This is a genomic window from Paenibacillus phocaeensis, from assembly GCF_900021165.1.
GTDB classification, from domain to species: Bacteria; Bacillota; Bacilli; order Paenibacillales; family Paenibacillaceae; genus Fontibacillus; species Fontibacillus phocaensis.
In genome coordinates, this window is record NZ_FCOQ01000018.1 from 481,419 (window position 1) to 493,946 (window position 12,528).

12 protein-coding genes and 1 other RNA gene are annotated in these 12,528 nt (G+C 54.9%); 11 read left to right on the top strand and 2 right to left on the bottom strand.

Going from position 1 to position 12,528, the window contains the following annotated elements:
* Positions 1 to 14: 14 nt before the first annotated feature.
* The 5 genes from rpoD (at position 15) to rnpB (ending at position 4,672) form a co-directional block, all read left to right on the top strand.
* Positions 15 to 1,142 (top strand): RNA polymerase sigma factor RpoD, encoded by a 1,128-nt coding sequence (gene rpoD, locus BN3795_RS12210; RefSeq protein ID WP_068784932.1) that lies wholly within the window; start codon positions 15 to 17, stop codon positions 1,140 to 1,142.
* A 317-nt stretch (positions 1,143 to 1,459) separates the two neighbouring features.
* Entirely contained in the window at positions 1,460 to 2,290 is an 831-nt protein-coding gene (locus BN3795_RS12215; protein WP_068784933.1) for a hypothetical protein, read from the top strand.
* Positions 2,287 to 3,048: a tRNA (adenine(22)-N(1))-methyltransferase gene (locus BN3795_RS12220; protein ID WP_068784934.1), complete on the top strand. Its 762-nt coding sequence runs from the start codon at positions 2,287 to 2,289 to the stop codon at positions 3,046 to 3,048. The genes BN3795_RS12215 and BN3795_RS12220 overlap by 4 nt, the downstream gene beginning before the upstream one ends.
* Positions 3,024 to 4,139, top strand: coding sequence for a Nif3-like dinuclear metal center hexameric protein (locus BN3795_RS12225; protein ID WP_068784935.1), 1,116 nt, complete (start codon positions 3,024 to 3,026; stop codon positions 4,137 to 4,139). The genes BN3795_RS12220 and BN3795_RS12225 overlap by 25 nt, the downstream gene beginning before the upstream one ends.
* Positions 4,140 to 4,259: 120 nt before the next feature.
* Positions 4,260 to 4,672: RNase P RNA component class A (gene rnpB, locus BN3795_RS12230), an RNA gene on the top strand.
* Between the two features lie 97 nt (positions 4,673 to 4,769).
* Here the strand turns inward: rnpB and BN3795_RS12235 are convergent.
* Complete coding sequence (locus BN3795_RS12235) at positions 4,770 to 6,704, bottom strand: S8 family peptidase (RefSeq protein ID WP_068784936.1); 1,935 nt, start codon at positions 6,702 to 6,704, stop codon at positions 4,770 to 4,772.
* Between the two features lie 151 nt (positions 6,705 to 6,855).
* On the opposite strand from BN3795_RS12235, the gene BN3795_RS12240 reads away from it, so the two are divergent.
* The 6 genes from BN3795_RS12240 to thiI all read left to right on the top strand — a co-directional run bounded on the left by BN3795_RS12240 (position 6,856) and on the right by thiI (position 11,636).
* A complete protein-coding gene (locus BN3795_RS12240) occupies positions 6,856 to 7,359 on the top strand; it encodes a YpuI family protein (RefSeq protein ID WP_068784937.1) in 504 nt (167 codons plus the stop codon).
* Between the two features lie 145 nt (positions 7,360 to 7,504).
* Positions 7,505 to 7,696 (top strand): DUF1540 domain-containing protein, encoded by a 192-nt coding sequence (locus tag BN3795_RS12245; protein ID WP_232729918.1) that lies wholly within the window; start codon positions 7,505 to 7,507, stop codon positions 7,694 to 7,696.
* 52 nt (positions 7,697 to 7,748) lie between these two features.
* Entirely contained in the window at positions 7,749 to 8,159 is a 411-nt protein-coding gene (locus BN3795_RS12250; RefSeq protein ID WP_068784938.1) for a hypothetical protein, read from the top strand.
* Between the two features lie 191 nt (positions 8,160 to 8,350).
* On the top strand, positions 8,351 to 9,115 hold the full coding sequence (locus BN3795_RS12255) for a lytic transglycosylase domain-containing protein (RefSeq protein WP_068784939.1): 765 nt from the start codon (positions 8,351 to 8,353) through the stop codon (positions 9,113 to 9,115).
* Between the two features lie 127 nt (positions 9,116 to 9,242).
* Complete coding sequence (locus BN3795_RS12260; RefSeq protein ID WP_068784940.1) at positions 9,243 to 10,382, top strand: cysteine desulfurase family protein; 1,140 nt, start codon at positions 9,243 to 9,245, stop codon at positions 10,380 to 10,382.
* 18 nt (positions 10,383 to 10,400) lie between these two features.
* Entirely contained in the window at positions 10,401 to 11,636 is a 1,236-nt protein-coding gene (gene thiI / locus BN3795_RS12265) for a tRNA uracil 4-sulfurtransferase ThiI (RefSeq protein ID WP_068785383.1), read from the top strand.
* A 57-nt stretch (positions 11,637 to 11,693) separates the two neighbouring features.
* Here the strand turns inward: thiI and BN3795_RS12270 are convergent, their stop codons facing one another.
* Positions 11,694 to 12,398: a TerC family protein gene (locus BN3795_RS12270; RefSeq protein ID WP_068784941.1), complete on the bottom strand. Its 705-nt coding sequence runs from the start codon at positions 12,396 to 12,398 to the stop codon at positions 11,694 to 11,696.
* Between the last annotated feature and the right edge of the window lie 130 nt (positions 12,399 to 12,528).

A 12,528-nucleotide genomic window follows, 5' to 3' on the forward strand; every position in this document is an offset into this window, starting at 1 on the left:
GGAGGGAGCCAGAAATGACGAATGATCAACATACTGAACTAGAAACGGAATTAACGCTGGATCAGGCAAGGGATCAATTGATCGAACAAGGGAAGAAAAGGTCATCCTTAACTTATAAAGAAATCATGGAGAAGCTTTCGCCTTTCGATCAGGATCCGGAGCAGATGGACGAGTTTTTCGAACAATTGGCCGATCTCGGCATCGACGTAACCGGTGACGGCGACGAAGATCACCGGCGCGGCGGAGAAGGCGACGGCTCGCATGACGGCGACGATTTCAATTACGACGACGATCTCTCGCTTCCTCCGGGAATCAAGATCAACGATCCCGTCCGAATGTATTTGAAAGAGATCGGACGTGTACCGTTGTTGTCGGCAGACGATGAAATGGAGCTGGCCAAACGCATCGAGAATGGGGACGAAGAGGCAAAGCGCCGCTTGGCCGAAGCCAACCTGCGGCTGGTCGTCAGTATCGCCAAGCGGTATGTTGGCCGCGGCATGTTATTCCTGGATCTGATCCAGGAAGGGAATATGGGATTGATCAAGGCTGTGGAGAAGTTTGACCACAAGAAAGGCTTTAAATTCAGTACCTATGCAACCTGGTGGATTCGTCAGGCGATCACCCGCGCGATTGCGGACCAAGCCAGAACGATTCGGATCCCGGTTCATATGGTGGAAACGATCAACAAGTTGATCCGGGTATCTCGCCAGCTGCTGCAAGAGCTGGGCCGCGAACCTACGCCGGAGGAAATCGCGGCGGAGATGGAGCTTAGCGTGGAGAAGGTCCGGGAGATTATGAAGATCGCGCAAGAACCGGTTTCGTTGGAGACGCCGATCGGGGAAGAAGACGATTCCCATCTCGGTGACTTTATTGAAGACCAGGAAGCTCTGGCCCCGGCGGACGCTGCCGCTTACGAACTGCTCAAAGAACAGCTGGAAGATGTGCTGGACACGCTCACGGAACGCGAAGAGAACGTGCTTCGATTGCGCTTTGGACTTGACGACGGACGCACAAGAACCCTTGAAGAAGTGGGGAAGGTCTTTGGCGTTACACGGGAAAGAATCCGGCAAATCGAAGCGAAAGCGCTCCGCAAGCTGCGCCATCCTAGCCGCAGCAAGCGGCTGAAGGATTTCCTCGAATAGGCGGACCGGACCGCCTGCAACCTTGACCTTCTGCAGCTAAGCAGCAAGGTCATTTTTGTTGAACGGCGTAACGGAACGTAAAGACCTTATTTTAGGATTTCCCGGCGTTTTTCCGCTGTAACGGACTCTAGAGACCTTATTTCGCCCGGTTGACGGCCATTTGACTACTTTGGACCTTAATAAGGTCTTCTCGATCCGTTAGAATTCGGACCCGCTCAAATGCCGGTCGATAACGGCTCTGGGTTCCGTTAGTCGGTTGCGGAAGGCGCGGCGGCCTGGCTGAATTTCTTGAACAACCATGGGAGAAGGTGTTCTGCTTGGATCAGGATAAACGCAAGATCATTTTGAAGGAAATCGATCACTGGCGCAGAAGCCGCCTGTTGCCTGAGCAATATTGCGATTTCCTGGAAAATCTATATAAAGATCAGACCGAAGGATCGTCATCCCGTTCAGGTTTCACGCTGAAGACCCTGATTCAACAAGGAAGCCTGAAGCTATGGTCCCTTTCATTTGGAATAATTTCCTTCTTTTTCTTTATTGTTTTTTATTTTAACGTTTTTCCCTGGGGTTTGCAAATCGCCGTGGCGCTGCTGCTTTCGGCGGCCTGCTATGCCTTGTCGGCCTATTATCGGCGGAGTAAAACGTTGTTCTCCATGTCGATGGCCGGACTCGGCAGCCTGCTGCTGCTGGGCTTCGGCAGCTGGATCATTACCATCCAGGGGTGGCCGTCCGGCATCGGAACAACGCTGCTGATCGCTTTTTGCGGGTTCGTCTGGCTTGTCTTGGGGTACGCGCTGCAGCTTGGGATAATCAGTTACTGCGGGTTTGCCTGCGGGATGCTGTTGTACGCTTTCTTGCTCGGCCAAATGAACCCGGACGCGTCGTGGGGGATGCTGCAGGTGTTTTGGCTTCCGCTGGCGGCGATCTTCTTCTGGCTGAGCTGGCTCGGGTACCATCGGCTTAAGGCGATGGCTCCTGTGTTCTTTGCCGTTTCGGTTTCCTTATGGGTTATGCCGGAAGCCGATGCCTTCCTGCTGCGGGACGCCGAACTCTCTGCCATGCCGGCGTTGATTCTCCTAAAGATCATTGCGGCCTTTGTTATTTTGTTTGGATTACGGAAAAAATGGGTGGTGTGGATAACGACATGAAACTATCAGCTAGATTGCAGCTCATTGCCGATTGGCTTCCGCCCGGATGCCGGTTCGCCGATATCGGCTCGGACCACGCGCTATTGCCGGTTGCTGCGGTGCGCAGCGGACAAGCGGCCTTCGCCGTTGCCGGCGAGGTGAACGACGGCCCGCTGGAAGCGGCACGCCGCCAGGTGGCCGAGGCAGGAGAGGCGGGGCGCATCTCCGTGCGCAAGGGGGATGGACTCGCTGTCATCGCCATCGGCGAAGTGGACGCGATCACCATCGCCGGGATGGGCGGCGCGCTGATCGCTTCTATATTAGACGAAGGCCAAGCGAAGCTGGCCGGCGTCAAGCGGCTCGTGCTGCAGCCGAACGTAGGCGGTGAATTTGTCCGCCGCTGGCTGCTTGCGCACGATTGGTACTTGGCTGAAGAGGCCATTCTCGAGGAGGACGGCAAAATTTACGAGGTAATGATGGCCGAAGCAATGCCCGATGCGGAGGTGAGGAACGACGAATTGTACCGCGAACGCGAATTGGAGGACGGGCGGGTCCGTCTGACCCGCGAGTTGCAGCTTATGATGGGGCCAAGGTTAACGGCGGCACCTAACGCTGTCTTTTTCACCAAATGGGAATCGGAGCTGCGCAAGCTGGAGAGCATTCGCCGGTCGGTCGCCTCGTCAACGCTGGAGTCGTCCCGTCAGAAGGAAGCCGAGCTCGCCCGGTTATCGGAACAAATCAAGGAGGTGCTGGCATGTTTGCCAAGGGACAAACGGTAGTGCAATACGTGGAGCAGCTCGCTCCCAAGCATGTCGCAATGGAAGGAGATAAGATCGGACTTCAGTTGGGCAGCCTCCAGAAGGAGATTCGCAACGTGCTGGTCGCGTTGGATGTGAACGAGGAAGTGGTGGACGAGGCGATCTCCCTGGATGTGGACTTGATTGTCGCCCATCATGCCATCATCTATCGTCCGCTGCCCCATTTGCAAAGTGATACGCCGATGGGGAAGGTGTATGAGAAGCTGATCAAGAACGACATCACCGTGTATATTGCCCATACGAATCTCGATGTCACGGACGGCGGAATGAACGATTGGATGGCGGAGGCCTTGGGCATCGAAAGCGCCGGTTCGCTTGAAGATGTACATACGGACAACCTGTACAAACTCGTCGTATTTGTGCCGAAGGATCATCATGAGCAGGTGTTGAAGGCGATGCTTAACGCAGGGGCGGGTCATATCGGCAATTACAGCCATTGCAGCTTCAACCTCGAAGGTTACGGCACATTTAAGCCAGGGGAGGGAACCGATCCGTTCATCGGGACCGAAGGCAAGCTGGAGCGGGTGGAGGAGGTGCGTATCGAGACCGTTGTCCCCCACAGTTTGCGCAGCAAGGTCATCCAAGCCATGCTGAAGCAGCATCCTTATGAAGAGGTTGCGTATGATCTGTATCCCATGGATTTGAAGGGCCGCACCTTCGGATTGGGGCGGGTCGGCAAGCTGACGGAGCCGGTTACACTGCGGGAATTCGTAGAGCGGGTCAAAGCGCGGCTGGAGGTGCCGATGGTTCGGGTTGTCGGCGATTTGGACCGGCCGGTTCGCAAGGCGGCTGTCTTGGGCGGTTCGGGCGGACGGTACTGGAAAAACGCCCAGTTTCGCGGCGCCGACGTGCTCGTGACGGGGGATGTGGATTACCATACCGCGCAGGATGCCTGGATGGCCGGGGTCGCGATCGTGGATCCGGGGCATAATGCGGAGAAGATCATGAAACCCCGTGTTGCCGCCTGGCTGACCGAGAGGTTGACCGAGGACAAATACGCCACTCGCGTGCACATTTCCCAAGTCAATACGGAGCCGTTCCGGTTTCTGTAAGAGACTCGAGGGCAGCGGGAATCCGGAGCTGCCAATGCTGGAACTATACGTCAGGGTTACCGTCAATACGCTCTTGTCAGCAGACGGCAATGCCTGTATACTATCAAGTGTTGCCTTTCGAAAGTTTGACAGACAATCGCCGGCGGCTGAAGAGCCGCGGGAGGAAAGTCCGGGCTCCATAGGGCAGGGTGCTGGATAACGTCCAGTCAGCGCGAGCTGAAGGATAGTGCCACAGAAATGGACCGCCGATGGACTTCTCCACTTCGTGGAGTCGTCACAGGCAAGGATGGAACCGAGGTGTAAGAGACCCCGAGGAACGCTGGCGACTTCGTTCCTGGTAAACCCCACCTGGAGCAAGACCTAATGGGACGCAGCTTCTTCGCGAAGCGGCCTTAGCCCGAGGCGCGTCCGGGTTGGTTGCTGGAGCCGCCCAGTAATGTGCGGCCTAGATAGATGATTGTCACTCAAGGCGGGAGGGTAGTTCCCGTTATACCGCAACGAGTACAGAACCCGGCTTACGGCAAACTTTCAGCACTAAAGGGAACATGATTTATATCTATGGATAAAGCCTCCGCATCGCCTGGATGAATTCCGGCGATGCGGAGGCTTTTGGTTTAAGGGGTTATTGGATTATTGGACTCGTTCCACCGCATGCTCCATTTTACGCTGGATCGATTGCGGCCAGAATTGCAGCGGCGCTTCGCCGCCCCCGGCGGCCTGCAGCGCGGCATACACGTCGATTTGCCCGTATCCGTAGTATTTATCGCGCCCGGTATCCCCGAGATCGACCACGTTCTTCCGGATGATATCCATGACCTCGGTATTTTTCAAATCAGGGTTCACCGACCGGATCAGGGCGGCAAGAGCCGCAACGTGCGGACTGGCCATCGAAGTCCCTGACAACGCCGCATATTGGTTATCCGGGTAAGTGCTGGCGATGCTTTCGCCCGGGGCCATGACGTCGATGTAATCCCCGTAATTGGAGAAGGAGGCTTTCTGCAGATTGTAGTCTGTCGCCGACACTGACAACACTTCCGGATAAGCGGCCGGATAACCGGGGCGTTCGGTATTGTCGTTGCCCGTGGCAGCGATAAGCACGACATCCCGCTCGAAAGCGTATCTGATCGCTTCATGTAAGAACTGGGCATCGGCGTAGTTGCCAAGGCTCATATTGATCACCTTTGCGCCGTGGTCCGTCGCCCAGATGATGCCCTGCGCCACGGAATACGTTGTCCCCGAGCCGGATTTGTCCAGCGCCTTCACCGGTAAAATCTTGCCCCCCCACATCATCCCGGCAATTCCTTCACCGTTATTCACGTTGGCGGAGATGATGCCGGCCACATGGGTCCCGTGCCCGACATCGTCAAAGGGTTCCTTGTCCGGTTCAATGACGTTGTAGCCTTTCAGCAAGCGGCCCTGCAAATCGGGATGCTTCAGGTCTACCCCGGTATCGACGATGCCTACGATGACATCGTTGCTTCCCTTGGACAATTGCCAGCCCCGGTTCGTTTCGATAATCGGCAGATTCCATTGATATTCGGAGAAAAGCATGTCATTGGGGATCTCCGGCGTTTCTTCGGAAGAGCGGTTCTCCTCCTCGTTGAAGAAGCTCCCCGGATCGTCCCAGATGCTTCCTCCGCTCTCGTTGGTCAGATATAAATAATGCGGCTCGAGATACTTCGGCTGCCAGTTCTTCTGGAAATACTGGTGAAGCTGCTTCATGGACATCGTGTCCGAGCGAAATATATAGGTGCTGTTCAGCTGACGCGGCGGTTTACCCGAGATCTCCGTCAGGATTTGCTTCATTTGATCGGGGCTCGGCTTGCTCTGGAACGTGACGACGATTTCGTTCTCGTAATAATGGCTTGCCTTCTCGTTGTCATGCCCTGTTTTCACCGTAATGTCTTTCAGCGTATCCGCATGCACTGACTCCACCTTGAACCTGCCTTCCTTCGGGTAAGGGATCAGGCGCAGGTTCTTATGCTGATGGTCCTGAACTCGCCCTAATATGCCGATGTCCATCACCGCAATAACCCCTTGCTTCTTGCCCTTCGCCGGCTCTGCGGCAACGAAGTATTTCGGCTGCTTCTCCGGAAAACAAGGCGATTCGTAGGAGCTCGACTTGTTCAGCGCCTTTTTCGCGTAGTTTAAGTAGGTGTTCAACTGCTTCTTCACAGCCGGATCCGGGTTGAAGTCTTCCCGCCGGAATTGCCGGGTCCCGGCTGCGGCATCGTACCACAGGATGGCTTGAAACTGCTTGTGATCCTTCTGCAAATCCTGGGCGGAGTCAGGCAGCTTGCCGCCCGGGCTTTGAGCGAAGTCGGCCGCCAGCGAACGAAGATGTCCCCGAGCGTCCAATCGGGATAACCGTTCCGTTGCGGTCATATCGCGCTTCAATATGCTTTGCTTCAATTTCTGCTCCTCCGCCGGTTGCGGTACGGATAGCCGGCTTACGGAATTCCGCGGAGCTGCCTTGTCAGTGTCCGAGGAGGGGAAAAGAAGTGAAACCGCAGCTACTGCGGCGGCTCCCGTTAACCCCAAAGCGGCCCATCTGCGCCATTTCATCGGTTAGCCTCCTTTAAATCTGTCGATAGCCATAGCGTGAGGTGATGTCCCTGTTTTTATTCCTTGAGGGATACCGCATTCAGGTAAATTGTGTTACGATAATTTCGTTAATGACTATACCGATCATTACAGGTGAAGGAGAATTGTTCGCATGCCACAAGCCAATAACATCAGGCAGCTGTGTGAAGCCACTCGAGAGAAGCTGAAACAGGCGGCCGACAAGCTGGAGACCTTCTTGAACGAGCATTCGCTGCCAGAGCTTATGGAAGGCCAAGACGAAGACAGAGCATTGTTTTACCAAGGATTTATGTCCGACCTGCGGCATCTGCTCGTGTTCAGCGAGGTATGCTACGAGAAGCTGGGCGTTACTCTGCGCCGCGGCACCTTTGACGAAGAGGCTGCTGAGAAAGTGCTGTACCATGTGTATCATGATTGCGTGAATAACTTCTTCTATCCTAAAAACGAAAGCTACTCCGAAGACGGAAGGTACGCTTATACCGGGCAGGATGCCATTCGATTCCGCAAGAAGCCGGTTCGTGCGGCGCGCGACATCGTGCTGGATATCACCGGGGTCTTCGAGGAATTGCGCGATGACCTGACCTATTATGAAAGCGACTATTTGACCCAACTTCGGTTAAGACGTTCCGCCCAATAAATAACGAAATTAAAATCCAAGGATGCCGAGCTGCCGGCATCTTTTTATTTTGGGAACGATTATCTAATCGTCTGGCGCATAAGGGACTGGGACTGGGGAGAAAATGATACGCGAGGTGATCAACATGCCAAATGGGGAAAAACCCATGGTCAAATGTAGCGTATCCAACTGCACCTATTGGGGAGAAAAAAATGTGTGCAACGCCGACGTCATTATGATCGATGTCGATCAGCACGCGAACAGCCGCTATTCCGCGGAATTCGCCGGCGAAACGTTTGATACGGAACACCGAGATACCGCTCCGTCGTCCGCTGCCACTTGCTGCCATACGTTTTAGCCCAAGTCCAAATCGTCGTAAGAACAACATCATTTTAATGGAGGTGTTTGTGATGACGGATAACAACCCAAACAAACCGGGGCAACCATCCTTCGGCACAGGCCGGACCGATTATCCGCGCAAAGTGGACCGCGAGCACCGCGAGGAATATGCGGCAGAGGTTACTCCGGCAGGGACGTTCAGCGGCAATGTCGTTCGCAACGATCGTGCCGAAGAGACTCGCGATGCAGATCAAACGGAACGCACGGATCGCGCTAATACAGCCGGACGTACGGTGGGCTACGTCGGCGTCGGCCTGGGGATCGCTTCGTTATTCCTGTGGTCGATCATTTTGGGGCCGCTGGCAGCAGTGATGGGCTTCTATGCCTACAGCCAGGGCAACAAAACATCCGGAGCTTGGGCCATTGGCTTAGGCATCGTATCCACGTTAAGTTATTTCGTACTCATGCCGTTTACCCGCTGACAGACGTCCGACGGGCAACTGATGGCGGCGAAATCATGAACCGTTATTCGATCCGGCTAACGTCGCCTTCTGGACGTTGGCCTTTTTCCATTTCTGCAGCTTTTATCGAAAAAGGGTGGTATGCGTCGCGGATTGCGTGTAAAATATAGGCATCGAACTTGTTAATCCCCCAAAAAGAGGAGCTTATAGGTATGCAAATCGATCCGCGAACGATGGGACAATGGATTCAGCTTCAGTCCTTGAACCCTTTAGACTTGCAAGGAACCTCGGCGCAGCCGTCTTCCGGTAGTACGGACGGTTCGTTGTTTGATATATTGCTTCAGGAAATGATGATGGCAGAACAAGGCGAGAGGGCGTTGGGCGATACAGCTGATGCCGATCCACGTTCCTTATTCGAGTCGCTTCAAGGATATTTGTATTCCGCCGGGTCTGGCGACACCGCTTCGCTGGATGCGCTATTGGCTGAAATGAGTTTTCCCGATGGAACGCTCAGCGCGGTTGGGACGGTGGAGGATTCCACCGGAACGGCTCCGGCCGCACCGTCGGATTTACAGTCTTTGATATCCCAAGCCAGCGCAAGATACGGAGTGCCGGAAAGCCTGATTAAAGCGGTAATTGCGACGGAGTCGTCGTTTAATCCGCAGGCGGTCTCATCGGCTGGCGCCAAAGGCCTGATGCAGTTGATGGACGGTACGGCAAGAGGGCTGGGGGTCAGCAATCCGTTTGATCCCGCACAGAACATTGACGGAGGCACTAAATATCTGTCTTATCAGATCAACCGCTTCGGCGGGGAGATCAAGACGGCGCTTGCGGCGTACAATGCCGGTCCGGGAAGGCTGCAGCGGCTTGGAATCGCCAACGATGAGCAATTAATGGAGAAGTTCCATCTGTTGCCGCAGGAAACGCAAGGTTATATCGCCAAGATTATGAGAGCCCAAGCCAAATTCGAAGCCTAAGAAACCTAGTGGGTTTATCGTAAATGCGGTACATGAATTTGAAAGATCAAGTGGAAAACGCTCCGGTCGCGGTTGTCTCGGGTGAACGCGTTTTTCATTTGATCTTTTTTGAGATGAAGGTGATGAGATGATCTATTTCGACCATGCGGCGACGACACCGCCCTATGATGAGGTTGCCCGGACGGTAGCAGAAGTGATGGCACGTCACTATGGAAATCCGTCTTCGCTGCACCGTCTAGGCGAGGAGAGCGCCAAGCTGCTGGATAAAGCAAGGGAAGTCAGCGCAGCGGCCCTGGGAGTTCGGCCGGGGGAAATCGTGTTTACCGGCGGGGCGACGGAGAGCAACAATATGGCGATCAAAGGGGCTGCCCTTCAATATGCCAGCCGCGGCAAGCATTTGATCACGACCGCGACGGAGCATCCCTCCGTGCTGGAAAGCGTGAAGCAAATGGGGGCCTGGGGTTGGGAGACAACTATTTTACCGGTTGACGGGAACGGCTGCGTTACGGCTGAACAGGTGCGGGATGCGCTGCGTCCGGACACAGTGCTCGTGTCGGTCATGCAGGTGAACAACGAAATCGGAACCGTGCAGCCGGTGGAAGAAATTGGACGGGTCCTGAAGGCGTCCGCGCCCCGGGTTCTGTTCCATGTCGACGGAGTTCAGGGCTTTGGGAAGCTGCCGTTATCTTTGAAGGACAGCGGGATTGATATGTACAGCTTGTCTGCGCACAAGCTAAGAGGGCCCAAAGGGGTGGGGCTGCTGTACGTCCGCGAAGGGCTCCGACTTGCACCGTTGTTGGTTGGAGGCGGTCAGGAGGGGGGATACCGTTCCGGTACGGAGAACATCCCTTATATTGTGGCCTTCTCCAAAGCGCTGCGTTTGGCGGCGGAAGGCCGGGAAGTTCGAGCAAGCCGGCTGTATAGCTTGCGGGAGCGGTTGACCCAAGGTCTTGCGGAGCTGCCGGAGCTGACGGTGAATTCGCCGGCGCAAGGCGCTCCGCATATCGTGCATTTTTCTTACCCCGGCATGAAAGCGGAGGCTTTGCTGCATATGTTGGAGGAGGAAGGGTTTTATGTATCCACCCGCTCGGCCTGCTCTTCGAAGCGAAGTGAACCCAGCCGCATCCTGCTGGCTATGGGCAAGTCCAAGGATGTCGCCTCATCAGGCATTCGTATCAGCCTTGGCGATGAACATGAAGAACGAGACATAGACGCCCTGCTGGCCGCTTTGAAGCATTCGGTTATGCGGCTGCAGGCTTTACGATAGGAGAGAAACTAGAACATGCTGGAATATGATATGCTGCTGCTCCGTTTCGGAGAAATCACCCTCAAAGGGCGGAACCGGTCGCGTTTCGAGAAGGTGGCTCACCACCATGTCAAAGCGCTGCTGCACCCGTTTCCCCGGGCCGAGATCATCAAAGAATATGGTCGAATCTACATTGCATTAAACGGAGAGCCGCTGACGCCGATCGTCGATGCGATGAAGAACGTGTTTGGCGTCACCTCGATCTCCCCGATCAAGGTCGCTCCGTCCCGCCTGGAGGACATTATCCAAACCGCAGTAGACTTCGTCAAAGAGCTGAACCCGTCGCCGGGAACGAGATTTAAAGTCAGCGCGCGTCGGGTCTGGAAGCCGTTTCCCCAATCCACGCAAGAGATGAACAAGCTGGTCAGCGGACCGGTTCTGAACGCCTGTCCGGAGCTTCAAGTCGACGTCCATAATCCTGAACTGGATTTGCGAGTGGAGATTCGGGAACAAGGCACCTATTTGTTCTGCGAGGTGATTCCCGGTGCAGGGGGATTCCCGCTCGGTACGAACGGGAAAGCGATGCTGCTGTTGTCCGGAGGAATCGACAGCCCCGTTGCCGGCTGGTCCGCGCTGCGGCGCGGGTTGGAAATTGAATGCGTTCATTTCCACAGCTATCCGTTTACGAGCAAGAAAGCCGAGCAGAAGGTCATCGACTTAGCTGCGGTATTGGCGAAGTTTGCCGGGTCGATCAAGCTGCACCTCGTTCCGTTTACCGAAATCCAAACCAAGCTGGCCCAATCCGGTCAGGAGAATCTGATCATCACCCTGATGCGAAGATCAATGCTCCGCATTGCGACCCAGCTGGCGGAGCGGAATGGAGCCCTGGCTCTGGTAACCGGGGATAGCCTGGGGCAAGTCGCCAGCCAAACGTTGTCCAGCATGAATGCGATCGGACGCGTCACCGATCTGCCGCTGCTGCGGCCGCTCGTCATGACGGATAAAGTAGATATTATCGCTCTGGCTCAGCAGATCGGCACGTATGACCTGTCGATCTTACCCTACGAGGATTGCTGTACCTTGTTCGTTCCAAAGTCGCCGGCAACGAACCCGAATTTGCATGTATTGGAAAATGTCGAGCGCTCGCTGGAGGATCTGGACCCCATGATAACCAAAGCCGTAGAAGATACGGAGACCATCGTGATTCGTCCCGGGCGCAAGGTAGTGCGGCGAGAGCCGGCGGTGGATAACGTGGTGCAGGAGCAATGGTTTTAAGTCGCAAAAAAACCCGCCAAAGCCATGATTCATGGCTAGAGGCGGGTTTTGCTGTTCCTAGCGGGTTGCCGGATGGGTCTGCCGGCTCTCCGATTCCTTGCGATGTTGACGCTTCTTCCTATAACCTGCGAACAATACTCCGATGACGACAATCGCGATCAAGAGATAGCGCAGGACCGGGTTCTCCTCGAAGAAATGCAAGAAATGGCGTTCCTCGGTAATCATATTCGCGGCGGTATAAGCCAGCACCGCAGCACCCAGGTAGGCGATCCAAGGGAACTTGTCCAACAGCTTAATGAACAGGGTGCTTCCCCATACGACGATGGGCACACTAATCAGCAGCCCGATGGCGACCAGGACCATATGTTGTTTGGATGCACCTGCGACCGCGATGACGTTGTCGAGCCCCATGGCCGCATCGGCAATAATAATCGTCCGGACCGCCGGCCACAGCTTGTCTTTGGCTTCGATGTTCTCATGATCGCCCTCATCCGCCAGCACCTTGTAGGCGATGTAGATGAGCATCAATCCTCCGATCGCCAGCAGCCAGGGGATTTGCAGCAGCCAGACGACAATGAGAGTCGCGGCAATCCGCAGCACCACAGCCCCGGCCGTCCCGTAAAGAATAGCCTTCTTCTGGACGGTGTGAGGCAGCTTTCTGGCCGCCATCCCGATGACGATGGCATTATCACCTGCCAAAATAAGATCGATAAAAATGATGTTAATCAGGGCGAGAAAAAATGCAGCACTAAATAAGTCCACGTTATGTCACTTCCTCTATAGACGTATATACGTATTAAATCGTTAAATGGATTCATTTGTCCAGAGTGTTTTTTGTAAAGTGGCATAGCTTGGCTTCATTCCTCATACAAGTTGTAAGGGAGGGATGAGC